General features: G+C 65.1%; 20 protein-coding genes. 6 read left to right on the top strand and 14 right to left on the bottom strand.

Features of this window, described 5'->3' with window-relative positions:
* The first annotated feature begins 29 nt into the window (after positions 1-29).
* The 3 genes from OKA11_RS12080 to OKA11_RS12070 all read left to right on the top strand — a co-directional run bounded on the left by OKA11_RS12080 (position 30) and on the right by OKA11_RS12070 (position 4,782).
* Positions 30-911: a LysR family transcriptional regulator gene (locus OKA11_RS12080; RefSeq protein WP_267220521.1), complete on the top strand. Its 882-nt coding sequence runs from the start codon at positions 30-32 to the stop codon at positions 909-911.
* Between the two features lie 107 nt (positions 912-1,018).
* Positions 1,019-1,801: a universal stress protein gene (locus OKA11_RS12075; protein ID WP_267220519.1), complete on the top strand. Its 783-nt coding sequence runs from the start codon at positions 1,019-1,021 to the stop codon at positions 1,799-1,801.
* 668 nt (positions 1,802-2,469) lie between these two features.
* Positions 2,470-4,782 (top strand): CDC48 family AAA ATPase, encoded by a 2,313-nt coding sequence (locus OKA11_RS12070; protein WP_267220517.1) that lies wholly within the window; start codon positions 2,470-2,472, stop codon positions 4,780-4,782.
* Between the two features lie 64 nt (positions 4,783-4,846).
* On the opposite strand, the gene OKA11_RS12065 is transcribed toward OKA11_RS12070, so the two are convergent.
* The 3 genes from OKA11_RS12065 to polA form a co-directional block, all read right to left on the bottom strand.
* Positions 4,847-5,614, bottom strand: coding sequence for a glutaminyl-peptide cyclotransferase (locus OKA11_RS12065; RefSeq protein WP_267220515.1), 768 nt, complete (start codon positions 5,612-5,614; stop codon positions 4,847-4,849).
* Between the two features lie 41 nt (positions 5,615-5,655).
* A complete protein-coding gene (locus tag OKA11_RS12060) occupies positions 5,656-6,792 on the bottom strand; it encodes a mechanosensitive ion channel family protein (RefSeq protein WP_267220513.1) in 1,137 nt (378 codons plus the stop codon).
* A 149-nt stretch (positions 6,793-6,941) separates the two neighbouring features.
* Positions 6,942-9,782, bottom strand: a complete 2,841-nt coding sequence (polA, locus tag OKA11_RS12055) for a DNA polymerase I (RefSeq protein ID WP_267220511.1) — start codon at positions 9,780-9,782, stop codon at positions 6,942-6,944.
* A gap of 238 nt (positions 9,783-10,020) precedes the next feature.
* Between polA and OKA11_RS12050 the strand changes: the two genes are divergently transcribed.
* On the top strand, positions 10,021-10,344 hold the full coding sequence (locus OKA11_RS12050; protein ID WP_142637029.1) for a hypothetical protein: 324 nt from the start codon (positions 10,021-10,023) through the stop codon (positions 10,342-10,344).
* A 108-nt stretch (positions 10,345-10,452) separates the two neighbouring features.
* Here OKA11_RS12050 and bla read toward each other — a convergent pair whose 3' ends face one another.
* The 4 genes from bla to OKA11_RS12030 all read right to left on the bottom strand — a co-directional run bounded on the left by bla (position 10,453) and on the right by OKA11_RS12030 (position 15,298).
* Entirely contained in the window at positions 10,453-11,487 is a 1,035-nt protein-coding gene (gene bla / locus OKA11_RS12045; RefSeq protein WP_267220508.1) for a class A beta-lactamase, read from the bottom strand.
* Between the two features lie 267 nt (positions 11,488-11,754).
* Positions 11,755-13,398, bottom strand: a complete 1,644-nt coding sequence (groL, locus tag OKA11_RS12040) for a chaperonin GroEL (protein WP_267220506.1) — start codon at positions 13,396-13,398, stop codon at positions 11,755-11,757.
* A 47-nt stretch (positions 13,399-13,445) separates the two neighbouring features.
* Complete coding sequence (gene groES / locus OKA11_RS12035; RefSeq protein ID WP_086492655.1) at positions 13,446-13,733, bottom strand: co-chaperone GroES; 288 nt, start codon at positions 13,731-13,733, stop codon at positions 13,446-13,448.
* 185 nt (positions 13,734-13,918) lie between these two features.
* Positions 13,919-15,298 carry an MATE family efflux transporter gene (locus OKA11_RS12030; RefSeq protein ID WP_267220502.1) on the bottom strand — a complete coding sequence of 460 codons (1,380 nt, stop codon included), beginning with the start codon at positions 15,296-15,298 and terminating at the stop codon, positions 13,919-13,921.
* 140 nt (positions 15,299-15,438) lie between these two features.
* Between OKA11_RS12030 and OKA11_RS12025 the strand changes: the two genes are divergently transcribed.
* Entirely contained in the window at positions 15,439-15,909 is a 471-nt protein-coding gene (locus OKA11_RS12025) for a c-type cytochrome (RefSeq protein ID WP_267220500.1), read from the top strand.
* A gap of 108 nt (positions 15,910-16,017) precedes the next feature.
* Here the strand turns inward: OKA11_RS12025 and OKA11_RS12020 are convergent, their stop codons facing one another.
* From OKA11_RS12020 to OKA11_RS11990, 7 genes are all read right to left on the bottom strand, one after another.
* On the bottom strand, positions 16,018-16,239 hold the full coding sequence (locus OKA11_RS12020; RefSeq protein WP_267220498.1) for a hypothetical protein: 222 nt from the start codon (positions 16,237-16,239) through the stop codon (positions 16,018-16,020).
* A gap of 79 nt (positions 16,240-16,318) precedes the next feature.
* Positions 16,319-17,266 (bottom strand): bifunctional helix-turn-helix transcriptional regulator/GNAT family N-acetyltransferase, encoded by a 948-nt coding sequence (locus OKA11_RS12015; protein ID WP_267220496.1) that lies wholly within the window; start codon positions 17,264-17,266, stop codon positions 16,319-16,321.
* Positions 17,267-17,431: 165 nt separating this feature from the next.
* Positions 17,432-17,803 carry a 50S ribosomal protein L7/L12 gene (gene rplL / locus OKA11_RS12010; RefSeq protein WP_021232876.1) on the bottom strand — a complete coding sequence of 124 codons (372 nt, stop codon included), beginning with the start codon at positions 17,801-17,803 and terminating at the stop codon, positions 17,432-17,434.
* 87 nt (positions 17,804-17,890) lie between these two features.
* The gene (gene rplJ, locus OKA11_RS12005) at positions 17,891-18,403 is read right to left on the bottom strand and encodes a 50S ribosomal protein L10 (protein WP_142637037.1); all 513 of its coding nucleotides are present in this window, start codon (positions 18,401-18,403) and stop codon (positions 17,891-17,893) included.
* A 345-nt stretch (positions 18,404-18,748) separates the two neighbouring features.
* The gene (locus OKA11_RS12000; RefSeq protein ID WP_267220491.1) at positions 18,749-19,012 is read right to left on the bottom strand and encodes a helix-turn-helix domain-containing protein; all 264 of its coding nucleotides are present in this window, start codon (positions 19,010-19,012) and stop codon (positions 18,749-18,751) included.
* A complete protein-coding gene (locus OKA11_RS11995; RefSeq protein WP_267220489.1) occupies positions 19,012-19,560 on the bottom strand; it encodes a DUF2975 domain-containing protein in 549 nt (182 codons plus the stop codon). Before OKA11_RS11995 ends, OKA11_RS12000 begins: the two co-directional genes overlap by 1 nt.
* 26 nt (positions 19,561-19,586) lie before the next feature.
* Positions 19,587-19,778, bottom strand: a complete 192-nt coding sequence (locus OKA11_RS11990; protein WP_267220487.1) for a hypothetical protein — start codon at positions 19,776-19,778, stop codon at positions 19,587-19,589.
* 456 nt (positions 19,779-20,234) lie between these two features.
* Between OKA11_RS11990 and rpoB the strand changes: the two genes are divergently transcribed.
* Positions 20,235-24,386, top strand: coding sequence for a DNA-directed RNA polymerase subunit beta (rpoB, locus tag OKA11_RS11985; protein WP_267220485.1), 4,152 nt, complete (start codon positions 20,235-20,237; stop codon positions 24,384-24,386).
* Positions 24,387-24,467 lie beyond the last annotated feature (81 nt).

The raw sequence follows: 24,467 nt of genomic DNA, 5'->3' as shown, positions 1-24,467 counted from the left end.
TTTTTTATCGAAATCGATAAGTCGAGATTATGAATCGCATTGCCCTTTTCCACCTCGAAACGTTGATGTGGATCGACCGGCTCGGCACGTTCGCAGCTGCGGCACAAAGACTCAATACCACCCAGCCCGCGATCTCGGCCCGGGTGCGCGAGATCGAGGAGCAACTCGGCGTGCCGCTGTTCCAGCGCGACGGACGGCGCATGGTGTTGACGGCGCGCGGGCGGCGGCTGGTGGAGGCGGCGGAACCCCTGCGGCAGGGCCTGGAGCAGGTCCTGTTGGAGGCCAGCGACTTTGCCGGGGCCACCGGCAACGTGCGCATCGGCTCGGGCGAGATCGCGGCGGCGACCTGCCTGCCCGGCTACATCGCCGCCATCGAGCGCGAGCGGCCGGGGGTGACGCTGGAGATCGAAATCGACCTCACCGCGCGGCTGCTCCAGAACTTGCTGGCGGGGACTTGCGACATCGTGTTTCTGGCCGGGCCGGTGGCGAGCCCGGGCATCCGCACGGCGCCGATCGGCGCGGTCGAACTGGTCTGGGCGGCCAGCCCTGCCGTGGCCGCCGCCGGAGGCTTCGCGAGACCGCTTCCGGTCTGGTCGTTGCCGGACCATTCGCCGCTGCATGCCGTGACGCTCGATGCCTTCGAGGACGGCGCCCTTGCGGCACGCTCGCTTGGCACTTGCAACAATGTGCGGACCCTGATCGAAATCGTCGCCTGCGGGCAGGGGGCCGCCGTCTTGCCCGAGACGATGGTGCGCGGTGAACTGGCGTCAGGGGCGCTGGTCGAAGTCCTGCCCCGGCCATCCCGGCGCATTCATTTCGAGGCGGCGATCCGCACGCGCGAGCGCGAGGCGGTTGTGCTCGACCTGTTTAAACGCGCGGGGCAACTCTCCATCGACCAGGGTGGTGCCTGAAAGCCGGCAGCATGCCGGAAAGTGCCCGCGCCAATCGGAGCTTTGATCTCGGTCATGGCGGCGGCATACCCATGGGCTATGCAGGACCGGAAAAACGGAGAAATGCCATGCGCTCGATACTCGTGAACGCCGACCGCAAGCCCGCCAGCGACGCCCGCCTCGACACGGCGCTGGAACTGGCGCGCCATCTTGATGGCCACGTCACCGTGCTCGTCGATACCCCGGTGTCGCGCTACATCGCGATGGACCCGATGGGCGGCAGCTATGTGATCAGCGAGGCGCTCGACCGTGCCCGGTCCGACGACGATGCCGCAGCGGATGCGGTGGAGACCCGCCTTGCCCGCGGCGACGTGCCTTTCGAAGTGGTTCGCAGCGAAGACGATCCGGTGCCTGCGTTGGCGGCCGCCGCGCGGCTGGCGGATCTTGTCGTGCTCACGCGGTCGGGCGGAATGGTGGGCCCGGTAGCGCTGTCTGCCCGCGCTCCGGTGCTGGCGCTGCCCGATGATGGCCGGATCAACCTGCCGATCCGCCGAGCAGTGATCGCCTGGGACGGTGGAGAGCAGTCCGCTGCCGCACTCAAGGCTGCGATTCCGCTGCTGGGAAGCTGTGAACTGGTCAAGGTCGTCTCGGTCATCGAGAAAGTGGGCGGTTTCCCCGCGACCGATGCACTGCGTTATCTGTCGCGCAACGGCATCCACGCCGAGTTCGAGGAACTGGAGCGTCGGGGATCGACCGAGGAGACATTGGCCGCCGGGGTGCGCCAGGCCCAGGCAGACCTGCTGGTCATGGGGGCCTACGGCAAGAGCCGCATGCGCGAATTCCTGTTCGGCGGGGTCACGGCCTATTTCCTGAGCGACAAGGCCGCGCCGGCACTGCTCTTCGCGCATTGATCACATGGGGATGGCGGGAAAGGCCGGGCTCGCAGTCGCGAGCCCGGCCTTTGGTGTTTCCGGTTGATGGCGATTGGTAGCCCGTCTGGTGCGGCATTGCCGCCGAATCGGTTGCGACCCGTTCTTTTGCGGCACTGTCGGGTGGGAAAGTGCTAAATAAGGTGAGGAAATTTCGCGTCGCAGCAGACAACGCTGGTCAACGGGCGCGGATCCATCGCCCTGCCGATTGCGCTGCGTTCAATCATGAGACGTGATTCACTTTCCAATGCGCTGGATTTGCATGATATTTGCCGAATTACGCGGTGTAGTTCGATACTTCGCAACTTAAATTGCATATATTGCAACATAGCGATGGCTATTTCGCACTTGCACAATCGGCCGCCGGGAGGCATACAGAACCTGCCTTTCAGGCATCCTCTCCCAAAACTTCCACGGCCCGGTCGGTAACGTCCGGGCCTTTTTTTGTGCCCGCGAGACGCGCCCTAATCCGGCAAAATGGATGTGCTTTGCATCGCGCGCGCAGCCCGTTCGGAGCAATCCGGCCTTTCGTCCGTTTGAAATCCCTCAGGCGCATACCTAGTTCCTTGAGCACGCTCCCATCGTCTCTGCCTTGCCCGTTCGGGGAGGCCGAAGCGCAGAACCAGCATCGGGAACTTGAAAGGACAGTCATGGCGGAAGTCCCAACCCAGGTGGACGAACGGGTGGTCAAGCTGCAGGTCGCGGCGGCCCGGCAGGAAGAAAGCGGACAGGGCATTGCCCGCCTGTCGCGCGCATCGCTTTCGGCGATCGGTGCGATGGAAGGCGACGTGCTGGAAGTGACCGGAAAAACCGTGACGGTGGCCCGTGCCGTGCTGGCCTATCCGGAAGACGAAGGGCTCTCGGTGATCCGGCTCGATGGTCTTCAGCGCGTCAATGCCGAAGTCGGCTCAGGCGATCATGTCAGCGTGCGCAAGGCGGAATCGCGCCCCGCGCAGCGGGTGGTCTTTGCACCCGCGCAGAAGGACATGCGCCTGCAAGGGCCGTCCGGCGCGCTCAAGCGCAACTTCTTCGGCCGTCCGATGGTGCAGGGCGATATCGTCGCCACCACCGGCCAGCAGCAGGTCGCCGATATTCCGCCCGAACTGCGCCGCATGTTCAATGCGCCAGCCTTCGCGCTGACCCAGATCCGCCTCAATGTCGTCTCGACGACGCCGCGCGGTATCGTCCATATCGACGAGAATACCGAAGTCGAACTGCGCGAGCTGTTCGAGGAAGCTGATACCACCCGCGGTGACGTCAACTACGACGACGTTGGCGGCATGGCCGACACCATCCGCCAGCTGCGCGAGATGGTGGAACTGCCGCTGCGCTATCCTGAACTGTTCACCCGTCTTGGTGTCGCGCCGCCCAAGGGCGTGCTGCTGCATGGCCCGCCGGGCACCGGCAAGACGCGTCTTGCCCAGGCCGTCGCGAACGAGAGCGAGGCGAGCTTCTTCTCGATCAACGGACCCGAGATCATGGGCTCCGGCTATGGGGAGAGCGAGAAGGCGCTGCGCGAAGTGTTCGAGGAAGCGGCCAAGGCGGCGCCCGCGATCATCTTCATCGACGAGATCGATTCCATCGCCCCCAAGCGCGACCAGGTCCACGGGGAGGCGGAAAAGCGCCTTGTCGCGCAGCTGCTTACGCTGATGGACGGGCTCAACAGTCGCGCCCATGTGGTCGTCATCGCCGCGACCAACCGGCCCGATGCGATCGACGAGGCACTGCGCCGTCCCGGCCGGTTCGACCGCGAGATCGTGATCGGGGTGCCGGACGAGAATGGCCGGCGCGAAATCCTCGGCATCCACACCCGCGGTATGCCGCTGGGCGACCAGGTGGACCTCAAGGAACTCGCCCGCACGACGCATGGCTTTGTCGGCGCCGATATTGCCGCGCTCGCGCGGGAGGCTGCGATCGAGGCGGTGCGCCGGATCATGCCGCAGCTCGATCTGGAAGCGCGCACGATCCCGGCCGAAGTGCTCGAAAGCCTGCAGGTGATCCGTGAGGACTTTGTCGAGGCGCTGCGGCGCGTCCAGCCTTCGGCCATGCGCGAGGTCATGGTCCAGGTGCCCGACATCGGCTGGTCCGACATCGGCGGGCTCGACGAGGCGCAACAGAAGCTGCAGGAAGGCATTGAACTGCCGCTGAAGAACCCCGAGGCGTTCCGCAAGCTGGGCATCCGGCCGGCCAAGGGATTCCTGCTCTATGGGCCGCCGGGCACCGGCAAGACACTGCTCGCCAAGGCCGTGGCCAAGGAGGCGGAGGCGAACTTCATCTCGATCAAGTCGTCCGATCTCCTGTCCAAGTGGTACGGCGAGAGCGAGCAGCAGATCGCCCGCCTCTTCGCCCGCGCGCGGCAGGTGGCACCCTGCGTGATCTTTATCGACGAGATCGACAGCCTTGTGCCCGCACGCGGCGGCAGCGCGATGGGCGAACCGCAAGTGACGGCGCGGGTGGTCAACACCATCCTTGCCGAGATGGACGGCATGGAGGAACTCCAGTCGGTGGTGCTGGTCGGCGCGACCAACCGGCCGACGCTGGTCGATCCGGCGCTGCTGCGTCCCGGCCGGTTCGATGAACTGGTCTACGTCGGCACGCCGGACGAGGGCGGGCGCGCGCATATCCTCGGCATCCATACCGCGAAGATGCCGCTGGCGGACGACGTGTCGCTGGCGGACATCGCGGCGCGGACGGCGCGCTTCACCGGTGCCGATCTCGAAGACGTGGTGCGCCGGGCCGGCCTCATCGCCATCCGCAAGCGCGGGGCCGATGTGGAATCGGTCCGCATGGCCGACTTCGATGAAGCACTGGACGACAGCCGCGCCACGGTGACCGAGGAAATGGAATCCGAATATGCGCGGATGAAGGGCGAATTGAAGAAGCGCGCCATGGAAGTCGCGCCGCTCGGTTTCATTGCCCCGGGCATGGTCGAACCGACCCGGCCGAAGAAGCACGGCGAGTAATCACGGCGAGTGATCACGGTTGAGAGCCGTGCCTGCCCTCCCTGGAAAGGGGGCAGGCACGGCTTCACCGACAGACCGGGGTGATCTGGTAGATCCCGAACCAGTTCTTGCCGGTCACGAAGATGCGCTTGCCCTTGGCATCCCAGGCAATGCCGTTCAGCACTGCATCCATGCCCGAGGCCCCGTCACCCCGGCGCAGCCCCGAAAGATCGACCCAGGCCTTCACCTGTCCGCTGGCCGGATCGATCCGGGCGATGCGGTCGGTGAGCCAGACGTTGGCCCAGATCTCGCCGTCGATCCATTCCAGCTCGTTGAGATTGTCCACCGGCTTGCCATCGGCGGTGACGGGGAGGCTGCCGGTCTGGCGCATGGTGGCCGGATCGCGCAGGCGCAGGCTGGCGCTGCCGTCGCTCTGGTAGATCACCTCGCCGCTGCGCGTCATGCCCCAGCCTTCGCCTTCGTAGTGGAAGCTGCCGATCGGCTTCAGCGTCTTGCGGTCCCAGCGAAAGCCCTGGCCGCCGCGCCAGGTGAGACTGAGGATCTGCTCCTTCCAGTCGATGATGCCTTCCCCGAACAGGCTGGGATCGATCTCGGCCTGGGTCAGCGGGGCAGGATCTTCCAGCTTGCGCACCACGATGCGCGAGGCGCCTTCGCGGCCGGTGCTCTCGTAGAGCAGGCCGTTCGCGTAGAAGAGCCCCTCGGTGAAGGCGCTGGGATCGTGGGGGAAGCTTGCCTCGACGCGGTAGCTGCAGACCGGGATCCCGGCATGGGCGGGAGCCGCTGCGGCAGGAGCGAGGAGGAGGGCGAGCACGGCAGCGGAAGCACGGATCATGCGCCTGCGAGTGCCTCAGTCCTGCGCCTGCCGCAAGGGCTTTAGCGGGAGGCGCGCCGCGCGCCGAGGTCGGCGACGGCTTCCGAGATCGAGGGCCCGGCGGCCAGTTCGACTGGCGCCACTTGCAGCGTGCGGCGCCGCACCAGCGCTTCCGGCATCTCGCGGCGGATCCAGTCAAGCATGTGTTCACGCATCGCGCAGCGCAAGTCGAACAGCGTCGGCCCGTCGCGCGCGCTCATCAGCAGGCGTACTTCCATGGCCTGGGCGCTGTGATCGGTGACCTGCAGCACCTGTGCGCGGCCATCGAACAGCCGATGGGCGGTGACGGCGCGGGTATATTCTTCTCGCAGCGGCGCGATGTCGGTGGCGGGATCGAGGTAGATCATCACCGTGCCGAGCAGCTGCGAGGTCGTCTTGGTCCAGTTCTGGAAGGTATCCTCCAGAAACCGCGTGGTCGGCACCACGAGGCGGCGCTGGTCCCAGAGATTGACGACGACGTAAGTCGTGCGGATTTCCTCGATCCGGCCCCATTCGCCGTCGATGATGACAACGTCGTCGATCGAGATCGGTTCGGTCAATGCCATCTGGAAGCCGCCGATCAGCGCCTTCAGGGCAGGCTGGGCTGCCGCGCCGACGGCAAGGGCGGCAAGACCGGCCGAGGCCATCAGCGTGGCGCCAACCTTCATCACGCCGGGAATCGAGAACAGCATGAGCGAGACCATCAGGAACACGATCATGAAAGTCGCGATGCGGCTGAGGATGGCCAGGCGGGTGCGGCGGCGGCGGGCGCTGCGGTTGTCCTCCACCGAGATGTCGGCGCGCAGGGTCATGGCATCGACCAGTGCGTGGAGGATGGCGATGGCGATCCACCCGGTCAGCAGCGGCATCACGAACCCGGCAACGCGTTCCCAGAAATCGCTGAGCGCGGGCGTCTGCCGGGCGGCCAGCACGATGCCCATGGCAATGAAGGCCCAGCGCGTCGGGCGGGTCAGGCGCGTGACGAGAATATCGTCGGACTGGCTGGTACTGGATGTGACGATGCGGCGCAGCACGCGGAACAGCACCAGATGCGCGGCAAGGGCGATGGCGGCGCCAAGGGCGCCTGCAATCACTGCGACGAGGACTTGCGCGGCCCAGTCCGGCAACACGCCGACGTAGCGTTCGATCAGATCGGTCATGGCAAAGCAACGATGCTGCGATGCAGCAAGTTCCCTGACCATATGCACTTCGCCGAGGTTTTGGCCCGACTGATGGCGTGACGGGCGCGCCGGGGCAGATGATCCGGCGGCATCGGATCATCTGCTCCAGGGCACCAGTTCAGGCCGCCTTAGTGCGCCGCGCCCCAGCTCAGCCCGTGGCCGATCTCGACGCCGAGCGGCACGTCGAGCTTCACTGCCGGTTCCGCCGCCGTCGCCATGACGCGGCGGATCACTTCGGAGGCCGCCGCCACGTCGGCTTCGGGCAATTCGAACACGAGTTCGTCGTGCACCTGCAGCAGCATGCGGACATGGCTGAGCCCGGCCTCGGCCAGTGCCGGGTTCATGCGGGCCATCGCGCGCTTGATGATGTCGGCGCTGGTGCCCTGGATCGGCGCGTTGATCGCCGCGCGCTCGCTGCCCTGACGCTCGGCGCCGTTCTTGGAATTGATGCGGGGGAACCAGGTCTTGCGGCCGAACAGGGTTTCCGAATAGCCCTTGGCCCGCACGGTTTCGAGCGTTTCGTGGATATAGCGCTGGATGCCCGGGAAGCGTTCGAAATAGCGGTCGATCATCGCCTGCGCCTCGTCCGCCTCGGTGCCGAGACGGCCGGCAAGGCCCCAGCGCGAGATGCCGTAGAGGATCGCGAAGTTGATGGTCTTGGCCCGCCCGCGAGTGTCGCGGTCGACATGGCCGAACATCTCCATCGCCGTGCGGGCGTGGATGTCCTCGCCATTGGCGAAGGCGTCCTTGAGGCTGGGCACGTCGGCCATGTGCGCGGCAAGGCGCAGTTCGATCTGCGAATAGTCGGCGGCGAGCAGGACATGGCCGGGCTCGGCCACGAAGCAGTCGCGGATCTGGCGGCCGATCTCGGTGCGGATCGGGATGTTCTGCAGGTTCGGATCGGTCGAGGACAGGCGCCCGGTCTGGGCGCCGACGAGGCTGTAGCTGGTGTGGACGCGCTGGGTCTTCGGATTGATCGCGGCCTGCAGCGCCTCGGTATAGGTCGAGCGCAGCTTGGAGAGCTGGCGCCATTCGAGCACCTTGGTGGCGACCTCGGCGCCTTCGCCGGCCAGCTTTTCGAGCACTGACTGGTCGGTCGAATACTGGCCGCTCTTGCCCTTCTTGCCGCCCTTGTAGCCGAGCTTGTCGAACAGGATCTCGCCCAGCTGCTTGGGGCTGCCGATGGTGAATTCCTGCCCGACCGCGGCATGGATCTCGGCTTCCAGGGCGCCGATGGCCTCGGCGAACTGGCTGGAGAGGCCAGCCAGCTTCTCGCGGTCGACCTTGACGCCGTGGCGCTCCATCTGCGCGACGACCGGGATCAGCGGGCGGTCGACCCGCTCGTAGATGCGGGTGCCGCCTTCATCGGACAGGCGCGGCTTGAGCATGGCATGGAGGCGCCAGGTGACGTCGGCATCCTCGGCGGCATATTCGGTGGCGCGCGAAAGCGGCACTTCGCCGAAGGGGATTGCCTTCTTGCCGGTGCCGCAGACGTCCTTGAACGCGATCGGCGTGTGCAGCAGGTGGCGCTGGGACAGTTCGTCCATGCCGTGGCCGCCGCCGATGCTGTCGACCGAGCGGCCTGCATCGAGGCAGAAGCTGACGATCATGGTGTCGTCGATCGGTGCGACGGCGATACCATAGCGCGCCAGCACGTTGAGGTCGTACTTGATGTTCTGGCCGATCTTCAGAACGGCGTCGCTTTCCAGCAGCGGCTTCAGCAGCGCGATCGCGGTATCGAGCGGAACCTGTTCGGGCTTTTCGGCGAACATGTCCGAGCCGCCATGGCCGAGCGGGATGTAGCAGGCCTGGTTGGGGCCGATGGCGAGGCTGACGCCGGTAAGGTCAGCCTGCATCGAATCGAGCATCGAGGTCTCGGTATCGACGGCCACGACGTGGGCGGCGGTGGCCTTGGCGATCCAGCGTTCCAGCGCTTGCGGGGTCTGCACGCATTCGTAGGCGGCATGGTCGATGGCTGGCCATTCGGGCAGCGGCTGGCGGGCGGCGCCTTCGGTCGGGCCGCCGGCGGCGGTCACCGGCTTGGCGGGATTGAGCTGGACTGCGCGTTCCGGGCTGCCGTGGCCGCCGTCGAGGCGCTTCAGCAGGCTGGTGAAACCGTGCCTGCCGAGGAATTCAGCCAGCGGGGCGGGCGGAATGGCGTCGAGCTTGAAGTCCTCCAGCGCCATCGGCAGCGTGCAGTCTTCCTTGAGCGTGACCAGCACTTTCGACAGGCGCGCCTGCTCGGCCTGTTCGATCAGGCGTTCCTGCAGCTTCGACTTCTTCATCGCGGGCGCGGCGGCGAGCGCGGATTCGAGGTCGCCGTAGTCCTGGATCAGCTTGGTCGCGGTCTTGGGGCCGACGCCGAAGACGCCCGGCACGTTATCGACCGAGTCGCCCATCAGCGCCAGTACGTCGCCGACCTTCTCGGGGGGGACGCCGAACTTCTCGATCACTTCGGGAATGTCGATGCGCTGGTTCTTCATGGTGTCCAGCATGTCGACGCAGCCGCCGCCGATTCCGCACTTGCCGACCAGCTGCATGAGGTCCTTGTCGGACGAGACGATGGTCACGTCCCAGCCCTGCGCGCTGGCGGCGCGGGCGTAGGAGGCGATCAGGTCGTCCGCCTCGAAGCCCACTTCCTCGATGCAGGGTAGCGAGAAGGCGCGGGTGGCGTCGCGGATCAGCGGGAACTGGGGGACGAGGTCTTCGGGCGGGGGCGGGCGGTTCGCCTTGTAGTCCTCGTAGATGTCGTTGCGGAACGAGTGGCTGCCGGCGTCGAGGATCACGGCAAGGTGCGTAGGGCCGTCGGCCTTGTTGAGGTCTTCGGCCAGCTTCCACAGCATCGTCGTATAGCCGTAGACCGCGCCCACCGGCGTTCCTTCCGGGTTGGTCAGCGGCGGCAGGCGGTGATAGGCGCGGAAGATGTAGGCCGAACCGTCGACGAGATAGAGATGCTGCTTGGAATCCATGGCACGATCCGTAGCAGCGCCCGGGCGGCGCGTCAGCACCGCTCTCGAAAAAGGGAACGGGCATAATTCGCTATCCACCGGGAACCGGATCGCCTGTCCGCCGTTTGGGAGCGCATGCTTGAAACGCACGCGCACGAGGCCTAATCCTTGCGCGACCTGTCAGGAAGCGGAACCGGCCCCCCAGGCCGCTGCGTGCGGCCACCGGTGACGACTTCAGCAAAGAGGGAAGACTGAACACATGCGCAAGACCATGATCGCCGTGACTGTCGCTGCCGCGGCGCTTTCGCTCGCCGCCTGCTCGCAGAAGACCGAGGATGCCGCCAGTGACACCGCGACTTCGGCTGCCGAGGACGTCTCGCAGGCCGCTGATGACATGGGCGATGCGGTTGACGCCGCGGGTGACAAGGCCGCGCAGGCTGCCGACGACACCAAGGATGCCGCCAGCGAAGCCGCCAAGTCTGCCGAGAAGACCCTTGACGACACCGCTGCCGATGCTGCCGCCGCTGCGGCCGATGTCACCAATGCGGAGAACGAACCGCATGATTCCTCGGCCCAGCACTGAGGGTTCAGGCACTGAGTTGACAAGCCCGGGCTTCGGTCCGGGCAGCCCCAAACGAAAAGGCCCGCCGGATCGCTCCGGCGGGCCTTTTCGTTTGGGAAGCTCGCGCGCTCAGCGCGCCGAGGCGGTGCGGCGGTAGCTGCCGGCGTCGGCCAGGTAACCTTCGTAAAGCGTGCGTGCGATGCTGGCGATGCGGGCTTCGCGGGCCGGGCGGCTGCCCTGGCCCGTGACGTAGATGGCCACAGCATAGGCGCGGCCGTCCGCGGTCTCGATGAAGCCGATGTCGCTCGAGGTGTTGTTGAGCGAGCCGGTCTTGTGGGAGACGGTGACACCGCTGGGCAGGCCGGCGCGGATGCGGTTGCGTCCGGTGACGCAGCGGCCCATCGCGCCCATCAGCACACTGCGGCTGCTTGGGGTCAGCCACTTGCCCTGGTAGATGCCGGTCAGGAGTTCGACCATGGCCAGCGGGGTGGCGCTGTCACGCTTGTCGACGACCTTGGCGGGATTGATGGCGCCGTCGTCGCGCACCAGCGTGGCGATGTCATGGTCGATGTGCCAGTCCTCGATCCCGGCGCGGCGGACCCAGGCATTGACGGCGGCGGGGCCGCCGACGACCTTGAGCAGGGCGTCGGTCGCATAGTTGTTCGACCGGGTGATCATCAGTTCGAGGAGTTGCCGGGCCGACATGTAGGCGCCGGGACGGACCGGGGCGACCGCGCTGGAAAACGGCGCCGAGGCGACCGGGATCATCAGCGGATATTCGCTCGACAGGCTCCACTTGCCCTTGTCCACGCCGTCCAGGAAAGTGGCGGCGATGGCCACCTTGCTGGTGCTGGCCATCGGGAAGCGCTGGCTGCCCAGCACATCGACGGTGCGGCCGGTGGAGAGGTCCACCGCGGCCACGCCGATGCGGCCCTGCGAGGCTTCGGCAACGCCGGCCAGACGCCGCTCGAAATCGTTCGAGAACGTGCGCGGCGCGCGTTGCTCGGTGCCGAACACCGAATCAAAGGATTCCTGGAATTCGTCGATGTTGCCCGCATGGGCAGGCGCGAGCGAAACCGCGCCGGCAGCGACAAGTGTTGCGACCTTCAAGAAGCGCTGCGTGCCGGCAAGGCACCGCGCAACGAGTTTGTCTGCCCCGATCATGCAGAACTACCCTAGCTTTTTATCCGTTCCCCAAGAGTTAATACGGATTCGGCAAAACGCCAGAGCCACGCGACGAACTGCATGGTCCATGCGGGCAATTGCGGGAACTGGCATGATCCTGTCGGTTTTGCGATGGATTCGGATTCGCTTGGGCAGGATTGCAAGTCTTCCTCGGGCATTGCCAGGCATCGTCAAGCGGGCGGCAAACGAAAAGGGCCGGAGAGATCGCTCTCTCCGGCCCCAATTCGCGTCGGTGACGTGGTCGGCTTAGAAGCCGCCCATGCCGCCCATGCCGCCCATGTCGGGCATCGCCGGCATGGCGGGCTTGTCGTCGGCCTTTTCGCTGATCGCCGCTTCGGTGGTGATCAGCAGACCGGCGACCGAAGCCGCATCCTGCAGCGCGGTGCGCACGACCTTGGTCGGGTCGATGACGCCGGCGGCGACGAGGTTTTCATAAACGTCGGTCGCGGCGTTGAAGCCGAGCGATTCGTCCGAACCGTCGAGCAGCTTGCCGGCGACGACGGCGCCGTCGTGGCCCGCGTTCTCGGCGATCTGCTTCAGCGGGGCGGTGATCGCCTTGCGGACGATGTCGACGCCGCGGGTCTGGTCGTCGTTGGCGCCGATCAGGCCGTCGAGGGCGCGCGTTGCGTAGAGCAGCGCGGTGCCGCCACCGGGGACGATGCCTTCTTCGACGGCAGCGCGGGTCGCGTGGAGAGCGTCGTCGACGCGGTCCTTGCGTTCCTTCACTTCGACTTCGGTCGCACCGCCGACCTTGATGACGGCGACGCCGCCGGCCAGCTTGGCGAGACGCTCCTGGAGCTTCTCGCGGTCGTAGTCGCTGGTGGTGACTTCGATCTGGGCACGGATCTGTTCGACGCGGCCCTTGATGTCGTCAGCGGCACCCGAACCGTCGACAATGACGGTGTTGTCCTTGTCGATGGTGACCTTCTTGGCCTGGCCAAGCATGCCGAGCGTGACGCTCTCGAGCTTGATGCCGAGGTCTTCCGAGATCATCTCGCCGGCGGTCAGCGTGGCGATGTCGCCCAGCATGGCCTTGCGGCGATCGCCGAAGCCCGGAGCCTTGACGGCTGCGATCTTCAGGCCGCCACGCAGCTTGTTGACGACGAGCGTGGCAAGGGCTTCACCCTCGATGTCCTCGGCGATGATGAGGAGCGGACGGCCCGACTGCACCACGGCTTCGAGGATCGGCAGCAGCGCCTGGAGCGACGACAGCTTCTTCTCGTGGATGAGGATGTACGGGTTCTCGAGCTCGACCGTCATCTTCTCGGGGTTGGTGACGAAGTAGGGCGAGAGGTAGCCGCGGTCGAACTGCATGCCTTCGACGACATCGAGTTCGAATTCGAGACCCTTGGCCTCCTCGACGGTGATGACGCCTTCCTTGCCGACCTTTTCCATGGCCTCGGCGATCTTTTCGCCGACTTCGGTGTCACCGTTGGCCGAGATCACGCCGACCTGAGCGATTTCCGAGGAACCGGCAACGGCCTTCGAGCGGCCCTTGATGTTCTCGATGACCTTGCTGACAGCGAGGTCGATGCCGCGCTTGAGGTCCATCGGGTTCATGCCGGCGGCAACCGACTTCATGCCTTCGCGCACGATCGCCTGGGCGAGAACGGTCGCGGTGGTGGTGCCGTCACCGGCTGCGTCGTTGGCCTTCGAGGCCACTTCGCGCAGCATCTGGGCGCCCATGTTCTCGAACTTGTCCTTGAGTTCGATTTCCTTGGCGACCGAAACACCGTCCTTGGTGATGCGGGGAGCGCCGAAGCTCTTCTCGATCACGACGTTGCGGCCCTTGGGGCCCAGGGTCACCTTGACGGCATTGGCGAGGGTGTCGACGCCGGCGAGAATGCGTTCACGCGCGTCGCGGCCGAACTTTACGTCCTTGGCTGCCATGTTTTAAATCCTTCCAGAAATTATGAAAAACGCGGAAATTCGGGTGATCAGCCGATCACGCCCAGAATGTCCGATTCCTTCATGATCAGCAGGTCTTCACCGCCGACCTTGACTTCGGTGCCCGACCACTTGCCGAACAGCACGCGGTCGCCAACCTTGACGTCGAGGGGGGTGATGGTGCCGTTTTCAGCGCGGGCGCCGGTGCCGACGGCGACGATTTCGCCTTCAGCCGGCTTTTCCTTGGCGCTGTCCGGGATGATGATGCCACCGGCCGTCTTTTCTTCGGCCTCGACGCGGCGCACGAGAACACGGTCGTGCAGCGGGCGGAAAGTCATGGGATTCTCCCTTATCCTACGAACTAAAAGGGCAAGAAACTGGAATTGGCACTCTGGCATGCAGAGTGCCAATGGCCGCGGATATGGTTCGGCCTCGGGGTCTCGTCAAGCGATGACCCGCCAAAAAATTTCAGGTCGGTGTAGGCGCGGGATGAGACGAGTGCGTGACGGTCCCGCTTCCAACCTCACATCGGCGCGAGGTGAAACCTCTCGCGCCAGTGCCAGCGCACCAGCAGCAAGATGGCCGCCGCGGTCAGGCCGACCGCAAGGCCGATCCACACACCCACGCCTTCCAGCGGGGTGAACAGGCCGAGCGCGGCAGACGTCGCGAAGCCCGCCACCCAGTAGCCGAACAGGGCGATCATCATCGGTACGCGGGTATCCTGAATGCCGCGCAGGGCTCCGGCGACAACCGCCTGGAGGCCGTCGGTCAGCTGGAATATCGCTGCCACGAAAAGGAACTGCAGGGCAAAAGCGACCAGCACCGCGTTTTCGGGGGCGCTCACGTCGACATAGGCCGAGAGGATGAAGCGCGGGAAGACCAGCATGGTCGAGGCCGAGACGATCATGAACGCCATCGAGATGGCGATCGCTGCGCTACCGGCATGGCCGACGCCGTGCCGGTTGCCCGCGCCGTAGTGATAGCCGACGCGGATCGTAGCGGCCTGCCCGACGCCGAACGGCACCTGGAAGGCGAAGGCGGCGATCTGCAGGGCAACGGTATGTGCGGCCAGTTGCGCCTCGCCGATCCGGCCCATCAGGAAGGCGGCGCCCGAAAACAGGCCGCCCTCGGCGATCAGCGTGGCGGCGATCGGCAGGCCGAGCGCGAGGATCTGGCGCATGCGTTCGGTTTCGATCCGCCACATCCGGCCGAACACGTGGTAGCGGCGCAGCTTGCGGTCGGCCGAGATCGCCAGGGCATAGGCGATGACGGTCATGCAGGCGGTGAGAATGCTCGACAGCGCCGAGCCGGTCAGGCCGAGCGCCGGGAGGCCGAAGTGGCCGAAGACCAGCGTGTAGTTTCCCAGCACGTTGACGAGGATGGACAAGGCGGTGATCGCCGTGGCGAAGAACGGCCGTCCCAGCGCGGAGACAAACGTACGCAGCACGTTGGCCACCGCCATCGGCACGATCGCGATCGCGATCACCCGGATGAAGTGGCCGGACAGGGCGACCACTTCGGGGGCCTGCCCGGTCAGTCGCATGAAGGCACCGCCGAAAAAGCACAGACCGACGCAGGCCGCACCGATCAGCACTGCGATCCACAGCGCCATGCGGGTAGAGCGACGCACCTCCCGCACCGAGTTGTGGCGGCGACCGATTTCTGCGGCGATCAGCGGGGCGACCGCGCCGGTAACGCCGTTGAGCCCCATCGCCAGCAGCGCAACGATGGCAACGGCAAGGCTCGAGGCGGCCAGTGCCAGTTGGCCAAGCCGGGCGACAAAGATCACGTCGGTCGCGAAGACCGCCATCTGCAGCAGGTTGGCAAGCGCCAGCGGTCCGGCGAGGCGCAGGGTGGCCGCCAGTTCGGTGCGGAAGGTCGAGGGCAGGTCACGTGTCGCCATGGTCGCCGGGCGATAGGCGTTTGGGACCATGAACGAAAGCGGATTTGCGCTGGATCAGTCACTTCCCTTCAAGGCCCCGACATAATACGGAACGTCGCCGAAAAGGACCGACAGGTCAGGCCAGGTTTTGGAGCTTCCGCATGAAACTGAAGTCGATGATCGCCATCGCACCGCTTGCGCTGCTGGCGGCCTGTGGAGGATCGGGCGGGGATTCCGCCAGTCAATCGGGCAGCCAGTCCGGCAGTGCGTCGGGGAACGAAAAGCCGTCGGCGGCGCCTGCCACGACGGCGCAGCCCGAACCTGCGGCGGCCAGCAGCGCGGATACGGCGCCCCCGGCATTCGCGGTCTGCCGGTCGTGCCACTCGGTGGAGGCCGGGCGCAACGGCGTCGGGCCGACGCTGCACGGCATCGTTGGCAGCAAGGCCGGCGATGTGGCCGGTTTCCCGTTCAGTTCGGCGCTGCGCCAGTCCGGCATAACCTGGGATCGCCAGGCGCTCGACACCTGGTTGCAGGGGCCGATGAAGATGGTGCCGGGCACACGCATGGTGATCGCGGTACCCGATCCCGTGAAGCGTGCGGAGATCATCGATTACCTCGAAAAGCAGAAGTAGCCGGAGCGCACAGGAAAAAGGGCGCCGCCGCGGGGGGATGCGGTGGCGCCCTCTCTTCCGGACCTCATCGGGGGTAGGGGATGGCGAGGCCGGGGATGATCGCGGGTTTCAGATCGTGGTGGCGGGAACGACCTCGACTTTGGGAGCGTCATTGCCGGAATAGTGGACCTGCACGGCCGAGCCGTCAGGAACATTGACGTTCATCGCGTGCAGTCTTGCAGCGGCGGATTCGGCTGTGCCTGCGCCCAGAATGACCAGAGCGGCAGCGCCCGGCAGGTACGTTCTCGCCCGGAGCTTCTTCGTCCGCATCGTGTTCGAGCGCATTCGCATGAGAGGGCAAGCTCCTTCGTGACTCGTCCTGTACCGGACCCAAGCTGCTACCGGTAAGCTGAACGCCGGATGACCCGTTTCACAGCGGATGGATCATTGCGACGTTACAGCGTTCGTAGCGCGCTCCGTAACGCTCCATGATTCCGGCATCGTGGCGGAAGCCCAGTTTTTCATAGAGATGGATCGCCGCTTCGCATTTCCTGTTGGTGAGCAGGTAGAGCGGATCGGCGCCCATCTCGCGGGCCCGGGTGATCATTGCGCCCAGCAGGAACTCGCCCGCCTTCAGGCCGCGCGCGCTGGAGCGCACACCCATCTTGGTCAGTTCGAAGGAGTGCTCGCCGGTTTTCTGGAGCGCGCAAGTGCCGACGATACCCAGCCCCTCTGCCTCGACGAACAGGATCGTGCCCCCCGGATCAAGGATGCGCGCGCGAGGGTGTTCCAGGACCTCGCGGTCGGTGGGTTCGAGGCGGAACATCGCCTCGATCCATTCGGCATTGATGTCGTGGAATTCGGGGGCGAGCTGGTCGGAAAATTCGCGAACCGTCAGGCGCGGTTGGCCGAGGCGGGCATGGCGCTCCACCATCGAGGATTCGCTCAAGGCCATCTCGATCCGGGCGATGTGCTGCAGCAGTTCGGCGGTGTGTCCCTCGCACATCTCGTCCACCGCGCGGCCGATGCCGGGCCAGACCTGCAGCTTGACCCGCGCCATCGCGGACTTCCCGGCCGGGGTTAGCGAGAGAAGCCGCTGGCGCAGGTCCGCGCCCGACCTGGCTTCGACCAGGCCGAGTTCGGCAAGCTGGCCGATCGCGCGTGTCACCCCGGGCTGGCTGGAGCCGACCGCATCGGCCAGTTGTCCCACCGTCATGTCGCCGTCGTCGAGTGCGGTGAGCAGGGGGACCTGGCTGGGCTGGATGCCGAGGCCGGTGTCCTCGATGATCCGCGCCGCATCGCCTTGGAGGCGTTCGGCCAGGCGCTTCATGCGGCTACCGAGAAGAATGCCGCCCAACCGGGCCACGACGTCGGTCATGATAATCTCCATATCGAGTTATATATCACGTTATGGAAATGGTCGTGCCGGGTCAAGCGGACATGATCATGCCTGATGGGCATTTCGGGAAGCCACAAACGAAAAGGGCGGCCCCGAGAGGCCGCCCTTTCCTTTTTCTGCTCGGAAGAATGTCCGAGAAGAAGATTACTTGAGCTCGACGGTGCCGCCGGCTTCTTCGATCTTCTTCTTGATTTCTTCGGCTTCAGCCTTCGAAGCGCCTTCCTTGACGGCCTTCGGGGCGCCTTCGACGAGAGCCTTGGCTTCAGCCAGGCCCAGACCGGTGATGGCGCGGACTTCCTTGATGACGTTGATCTTCTTGCCACCGTCGCCGGTGAGGATCACGTCGAATTCGGTCTTTTCTTCAACAGCGGCGGCTTCGCCGGCCGGGGCAGCAGCCACGGCAACGGCAGCAGCGGCGCTCACGCCCCATGCTTCTTCGAGAGCCTTGGCGAGGTCAGCGGCCTCGAGGACGGTCAGCTGCGACAGTTCTTCAACAAGCTTGGCGATATCGGCCATGATAATAACTCCTGATCTGTGGTCCCGGGGTGCTGGATGCGGTCCGCCGGGATAAATCGTTACGAAATGAATTGCTTAAGCTTGAACTCAAGCAGCCTTGTCGGCGTAGGCAGCGAAGACGCGCGCCAGCTTGGCCGCCGGAGCGGTCTGCAGCTGGGCGATCTTGGTCGCCGGAGCCTGAACGAGGCCGATGAGCTTGGCACGCAGTTCGTCGAGCGAGGGCATCGAGGCGAGAGCCTTGACGCCAGCCGCATCCAGAACCTGCGAACCCATCGAGCCGCCGACGATCTCGATCTTGTCGGTCGTCTTGGCGAAGTCGACGACGGCCTTGGCAGCTGCGACGGGGTCCACCGAAGTGGCGATGGCCGTCGGGCCGGTCAGGAAGTCGCCGATACCGACGTAGTCGGTGTCCGCGATGGCAAGCTTGGCAAGACTGTTCTTTGCAACCTTGTAGGTAGCACCGGCTTCACGGATCTTGCCGCGCAGGGCGGTGGACTGGGCCACCGACATGCCGAGGTTGCGGGTGATGACCACCACGCCGACCTCGTTGAAGACCGCGTTGAGCTGGGCGACCGAATCGGCTTTCTGCAAACGATCCATGCCTTACTCCTTCACATGTGACCGTTTGGAACTTGCGTTCCGCACGGCCGGCTACGTTTGTCCGAAGCGCTGATGCGCTTCGAGCGGGTCCGTTGGCGATGGGGAAGGAGTTCTTCGGGGTGAAACCCGAATAGGGCACCACGCACCACAAGGAGCGAGGGCCGGAAAATTTCCTGTTCCCCGTCTAGGCTGGAAATTAAGCGCCCGCAAATCGGGAGCACCAACTGTCTCGGACGGATGAACGATGGGCCGGGGCCCAACGGTTCGAGGGCGCCTTTGCCGGAAAGCGCCCTCGGAGTCAAGTGAGTCGGTTCCGGCCCTATGGTCGGGAGCGGGGCCGGGATTTCACGCCTGTTGGGGCGCGGCGGCCGGTTCCTCGCCGGGGGCATCGTAGCCCAGGAGGTCGCCCGGCTGGCAGCCGAGTTCCCGGCAGATCGCCTCGAGGGTGGAGAAGCGGATCGCCTTGGCCTTGCCGGTCTTGAGGATCGAGAGGTTGGCAAGGGTGATGCCGATGCGCTCCGCCAGTTCGGTCAGCGTCATGCGGCGGGCGTAGAGCAGGTCGTCGAGCTTGACCACGATATTGCCTCCTTCGGTGCTGTCATCGCCCATCACACGGTTCCTTCGAGGTCGGCGCGCATCTCCGCTCCCTTGCGGAAGACGCGGGCGAGGATGAACAGGATCAGCATGAGCAGCAGGCCATTGCCGGAAATGCCGCCGATCGTGTCGATGCGGGTGTGGCCCTCGCCGATCCTGTTGATCATCGCGCCAAGGCCGGCGAGCGGGATGCCGATCAGCTGCACGGCCAGCGTCAGCCAGGCCATCTGGGTGAGGCGCCGGGCGTTGTCGGGGACGAAGGGATCGCCCTCGCCGACGGTGCCGACGATGCGCTTCAGGAGCTGGAACATCCGGAACAGGATGCCGCACAGGAGGGCGGCAAAGACCAGGATCGCGCTGACCACCCAGAAGAACTGCGGCATCACCAGGGGCATGTCCTTGGCCATCTGCGCCGAGATGTCGTCTTGGAAGAACAGCATCAGCGGAATGGCTATGAGGCAGGCGCCGACGGCGATGACCATGCTCGCCATCAGGAACCACAGGAGGCCCTTGGCGACGGCCAGCAGCGGGTCGCGGGTGATCGATTGCATGGTGGAAGTCATGGTTGCTCGCCCCTCTTCTGGCAGGATTACATCAGCACCGGCGCGGAGGGCGCGGCGATGACGATTGTGAGGTTGGCGCTCGCCTCAGCGCTGATCGGCCGGTGGTCCGCCGCTTCGGCCGGGGTGGACACCGTCGGCAGCCAGAAGGCCGTGGTGAGCAGCGTGGCCAGTGCCACGGCGAGAGGGCGGGAAGCCTTGTGCATCTGCGACTGGGTCATTGGTCGTTCTCCGATATGCTTGATATCGATATTCGATAATCCGATTCGTTCTTATCGTCAATCAATAATATTGAAAAACGATATGCTCATGATTGTTTTTCGAAAATGCGGCGTTGGCGGGAGGGGTGTGCACTGGGGTGGGAGGTGGCGGATCCCGATGGGTCAAATTGACAGTGGGTGGCCCGGCTCCTATATGGGCGCCTCGCTCGATGGCCTCGAGCAAGGCTGCCCATGCGCGGGGGTATGCCCGGGAAGGAGGCCTTCGGGATTTCATCCGATGCATCAGGCTGCTGGCCGCAATGGGCGATTCCTCAGGGATTCCGCGCGTGCCGGGCGGCCTTTTGGCGTTTCGGGTGCCCTGCTTTCGCAGCAGGGATTACGTCCTCGCAGACGAGATTTCCAAGGGGTCGTTCATCGCGAATCGGCTCCGAACCGAAGAGGCAAAAAGACCAGCTCATGGCCACCAAGCCCGCACACGTACGCTCTGCAAAGAAGCGCATCCGCAAGATCTTCGGCGACATCCACGAAGTCGTCCAGATGCCCAACCTCATCGAGGTGCAGCGCGAGAGCTACGAACAGTTCCTGCGTTCGAACCCGGCGACCGGTTATGTCTCCGGCCTCGAGAAGACCCTGCGCTCGGTCTTCCCGATCCGCGACTTCGCGGGCACCAGCGAACTCGACTTCGTGCACTACGAGCTGGAAGAGCCGAAGTACGACGTGACCGAGTGCCGCCAGCGCGGCATCACCTATGCGGCCCCGATGAAGGTCACGCTGCGCCTGATTGTGTTCGAAGTCGATGCCGAGACCGAGACCCGCTCGGTCCTCGATATCAAGGAGCAGGACGTCTACATGGGCGACATGCCGCTCATGACCGAGAACGGCACCTTCTTCATCAACGGCACCGAGCGCGTGATCGTCTCGCAGATGCACCGTTCGCCGGGCGTGCTGTTCGATCATGACCGCGGCAAGACGCACTCCTCGGGCAAGTATCTCTTCGCGGCCCGCGTGATCCCGTACCGCGGTTCGTGGCTCGACTTCGAGTTCGACGCCAAGGACATCGTCAACGTGCGTATCGACCGCAAGCGCAAGCTGCCGGTCACCTCGCTGCTGTTCGGCCTTGGTCTCGACAGCGAAGCGATCCTCAACCACTTCTACGAGACCGTGACCTGGAAGCGTGGTTCGGGCGGCTGGCAGCTGCCCTACCAGGCCGAAGCCTGGCGCGGCGCGAAGCCGGCGTTCGACATCGTCGACGCCAAGTCGGGCGAAGTCGTGTTCCCCGCCGGCACCAAGATCTCGCCGCGCGCCGCCAACAAGGCGCAGAAGGACGGTCTTGAGGAACTGCTGATCCCGACCGAGGAAATCTTCGGCCGCTATTCGGCCAAGGACCTGATCGACGAGTCGACCGGCCGCATCTACATCGAGGCCGGCGACGAAGTGTCGCCCGAAAACCTCGACGCGCTCGACCGCGCCGGCATCGACCAGATCGACCTGCTCGACATCGACGACATCAACACCGGTCCCTGGATCCGCAACACGCTCAAGGCCGACAAGGCCGAGAACCGCGACATGGGGCTGGAAGCGATCTACAAGGTCATGCGTCCGGGCGAACCGCCGACGAAGGAAACCGCCGAAGCGCTGTTCGAAGGCCTGTTCTTCGACGCCGACCGCTACGACCTCTCGGCCGTCGGCCGCGTCAAGATGAACATGCGTCTGGGCCTCGATGCCGAGGACACCGTCACCACCCTGCGCGTCGAGGACATCCTCGCCGTGGTCAAGGAGCTGGTGAACCTCAAGGACGGCAAGGGCGAAATCGACGACATCGACAACCTCGGCAACCGCCGCGTGCGTTCGGTGGGCGAGCTGCTCGAAAACCAGTACCGCGTCGGCCTGCTCCGCATGGAGCGCGCCGTGAAGGAGCGCATGAGCTCGGTCGACGTCTCGACCGTGATGCCGAACGACCTCATCAACGCCAAGCCCGCCGTGGCTGCCGTTCGCGAGTTCTTCGGTTCCTCGCAGCTCTCGCAGTTCATGGACCAGACCAACCCGCTGTCGGAAGTCACCCACAAGCGCCGCGTCTCGGCGCTCGGGCCGGGTGGTCTCACCCGTGAGCGCGCCGGCTTCGAAGTCCGCGACGTTCACCCGACCCACTATGGCCGTATCTGCCCGATTGAAACGCCGGAAGGCCCGAACATCGGTCTGATCAACTCGCTGTCGACCTTCGCCCGCGTCAACAAGTACGGCTTCATCGAAACGCCGTACCGCAAGGTCAACGACGGCAAGGTGACCAAGGACGTGGTCTACCTTTCGGCGATGGAAGAGCAGAAGCACACCGTCGCGCAGGCGTCGGCCGAGCTGAATGCCGACGGTTCGTTCGTCGAGGAACTCGTCTCGGCTCGCCAGAACGGCGAATTCGTGATGAGCCCGCGCGACCAGGTCACGCTGATGGACGTCTCGCCCAAGCAGCTCGTCTCGGTGGCCGCCTCGCTCATTCCGTTCCTGGAAAACGACGACGCCAACCGCGCACTCATGGGCTCGAACATGCAGCGTCAGGCCGTGCCGCTCGTGAAGGCGGACGCTCCGTTCGTCGGCACCGGCATGGAAGAGACGGTTGCGCGCGATTCGGGCGCGGCGATCTCGGCGCTGCGCGCCGGCATCGTCGACCAGGTTGACGCCACCCGTATCGTCATCCGCGCCTCGGGCGACATCGAACCCGGCAAGTCGGGCGTCGACATCTACCGTCTGCAGAAGTTCGAGCGTTCGAACCAGTCGACCTGCATCAACCAGCGTCCGCTGGTGAAGGTGGGCGAAATGGTCCAGGCCGGCGATACCATCGCCGACGGCCCGTCGACTGAGTTCGGCGAACTGGCCCTGGGTCGCAACGTGCTCGTCGCGTTCATGCCCTGGAACGGCTACAACTACGAAGACTCCATCCTGATCTCCGAGCGGATCGTGAAGGACGACGTGTTCACGTCGATCCACATCGACGAGTTCGAAGTGATGGCCCGCGACACCAAGCTGGGGCCGGAAGACATCACCCGCGACATCCCGAACGTCGGCGAGGAAGCCCTGCGCAACCTCGACGAGGCGGGTATCGTCTACATCGGTGCCGAAGTGCACCCGGGCGACATCCTGGTCGGCAAGATCACCCCGAAGGGCGAAAGCCCGATGACGCCGGAAGAAAAGCTCCTGCGCGCCATCTTCGGTGAAAAGGCCTCGGACGTCCGTGACACCTCGCTGCGTCTGCCGCCGGGCGTTTCGGGCACGATCGTCGACGTGCGCGTGTTCAACCGTCACGGCATCGAGGTCGACGACCGTACCCGCGCGATCCAGAACGAGGAAATCGAACGCCTCGCCAAGGACCGCGAAGACGAACGTGCGATCCTCAACCGCGCCACCTACAACCGTCTGAAGGACATGCTCCTCGGCCAGGTTGCCGCTTCGGCACCCAAGGGCCTCAAGAAGGGCGTGGAGATCACCGAGGACGTGCTGGCCGAGGTCGAGCGCCACGAGTGGTGGAAGTTCGCGGTTGCGGACGATCACATGCAGTCGCAGCTCGAAGCGGTGAAGACCCAGTACGACATCACCGTCAAGGCGATCCAGGAGAAGTTCGAGGACCGCAAGGAGAAGCTGGAACGCGGTGACGAACTCGCGCCCGGCGTGCTCAAGATGGTCAAGGTCTTTGTTGCCGTGAAGCGCAAGCTTCAGCCGGGCGACAAGATGGCCGGCCGTCACGGCAACAAGGGTATCATCAGCCGCATCCTGCCGCTGGAAGACATGCCCTTCCTCGAGGACGGCACGCCCGTCGACTTCGTGATGAACCCGCTCGGCGTGCCTTCGCGCATGAACGTCGGCCAGATCTTCGAAACGCACCTTGGCTGGGCCGCTCGCGGTCTGGGCGCGCGTATCGGCGAAGCGCTGGACGCATGGCGCGTCGCCAACCCGAACCCGGTTGCCGGCCAGCCGCCGGAAGCCGTTCGCGAGCTGCTCAAGGAGATCTACGGCGACAACTACACCGCCGATATCGACTCGCGCAGCGACGAGCAGATCGTCGAGTTCGCCCAGTCCGTCCGCAAGGGCGTGCCGATGGGCTCGCCAGTGTTCGACGGCGCGATCGAGAAGGATGTCTCCGACATGCTCAAGCTCGCCGGTCTCGACGAGTCGGGTCAGGTGAACCTCTACGACGGCCGTACCGGTGACTGCTTCGACCGCAAGGTCACCGTGGGCATGAAGTACGTGCTCAAGCTGCATCACCTTGTCGACGACAAGATCCACGCCCGTTCGATCGGTCCGTACTCGCTCGTCACCCAGCAGCCGCTGGGCGGTAAGGCGCAGTTCGGCGGCCAGCGCTTTGGTGAAATGGAGGTCTGGGCCCTCCAGGCCTACGGCGCCGCCTACACCTTGCAGGAAATGCTGACGGTGAAGTCGGACGACGTGGTCGGCCGTACCAAGGTCTACGAAGCGATCGTCAAGGGCGACGACACCTTCGAAGCCGGCATTCCGGAGAGCTTCAACGTTCTCGTCAAGGAAATGCGCTCGCTGGGCCTCAACGTCGAGCTTACGAGCCATGACGACAACGAGGACGACGGCACGGCGCTGGCGGCGGAATAACGGGATCACGGGCGGAGCCGCCGCGCTCCGCCCGCCCCAGTTTCCGTCCGATTAGAGAATTCACCCCCAGAGGGATTGAAC

Source organism: Novosphingobium clariflavum (assembly GCF_026420865.1).
Classification (GTDB): domain Bacteria; phylum Pseudomonadota; class Alphaproteobacteria; order Sphingomonadales; family Sphingomonadaceae; genus Novosphingobium; species Novosphingobium clariflavum.
Note: the sequence above shows the minus strand (reverse complement) of the source record. Positions and strands in the feature narration are given on the sequence as shown.

Coding starts and splice junctions, on each gene's coding strand:
- OKA11_RS12080 (WP_267220521.1), top strand. CDS start 30: ATGAATCGCATTGCCCTTTTCCACCTCGAAACGTTGATGTGGATCGAC.
- OKA11_RS12075 (WP_267220519.1), top strand. CDS start 1,019: ATGCGCTCGATACTCGTGAACGCCGACCGCAAGCCCGCCAGCGACGCC.
- OKA11_RS12070 (WP_267220517.1), top strand. CDS start 2,470: ATGGCGGAAGTCCCAACCCAGGTGGACGAACGGGTGGTCAAGCTGCAG.
- OKA11_RS12065 (WP_267220515.1), bottom strand. CDS start 5,614: ATGATCCGTGCTTCCGCTGCCGTGCTCGCCCTCCTCCTCGCTCCTGCC.
- OKA11_RS12060 (WP_267220513.1), bottom strand. CDS start 6,792: ATGACCGATCTGATCGAACGCTACGTCGGCGTGTTGCCGGACTGGGCC.
- polA (WP_267220511.1), bottom strand. CDS start 9,782: ATGGATTCCAAGCAGCATCTCTATCTCGTCGACGGTTCGGCCTACATC.
- OKA11_RS12050 (WP_142637029.1), top strand. CDS start 10,021: ATGCGCAAGACCATGATCGCCGTGACTGTCGCTGCCGCGGCGCTTTCG.
- bla (WP_267220508.1), bottom strand. CDS start 11,487: ATGATCGGGGCAGACAAACTCGTTGCGCGGTGCCTTGCCGGCACGCAG.
- groL (WP_267220506.1), bottom strand. CDS start 13,398: ATGGCAGCCAAGGACGTAAAGTTCGGCCGCGACGCGCGTGAACGCATT.
- groES (WP_086492655.1), bottom strand. CDS start 13,733: ATGACTTTCCGCCCGCTGCACGACCGTGTTCTCGTGCGCCGCGTCGAG.
- OKA11_RS12030 (WP_267220502.1), bottom strand. CDS start 15,298: ATGGCGACACGTGACCTGCCCTCGACCTTCCGCACCGAACTGGCGGCC.
- OKA11_RS12025 (WP_267220500.1), top strand. CDS start 15,439: ATGAAACTGAAGTCGATGATCGCCATCGCACCGCTTGCGCTGCTGGCG.
- OKA11_RS12020 (WP_267220498.1), bottom strand. CDS start 16,239: ATGCGAATGCGCTCGAACACGATGCGGACGAAGAAGCTCCGGGCGAGA.
- OKA11_RS12015 (WP_267220496.1), bottom strand. CDS start 17,266: ATGACCGACGTCGTGGCCCGGTTGGGCGGCATTCTTCTCGGTAGCCGC.
- rplL (WP_021232876.1), bottom strand. CDS start 17,803: ATGGCCGATATCGCCAAGCTTGTTGAAGAACTGTCGCAGCTGACCGTC.
- rplJ (WP_142637037.1), bottom strand. CDS start 18,403: ATGGATCGTTTGCAGAAAGCCGATTCGGTCGCCCAGCTCAACGCGGTC.
- OKA11_RS12000 (WP_267220491.1), bottom strand. CDS start 19,012: ATGGGCGATGACAGCACCGAAGGAGGCAATATCGTGGTCAAGCTCGAC.
- OKA11_RS11995 (WP_267220489.1), bottom strand. CDS start 19,560: ATGACTTCCACCATGCAATCGATCACCCGCGACCCGCTGCTGGCCGTC.
- OKA11_RS11990 (WP_267220487.1), bottom strand. CDS start 19,778: ATGACCCAGTCGCAGATGCACAAGGCTTCCCGCCCTCTCGCCGTGGCA.
- rpoB (WP_267220485.1), top strand. CDS start 20,235: ATGGCCACCAAGCCCGCACACGTACGCTCTGCAAAGAAGCGCATCCGC.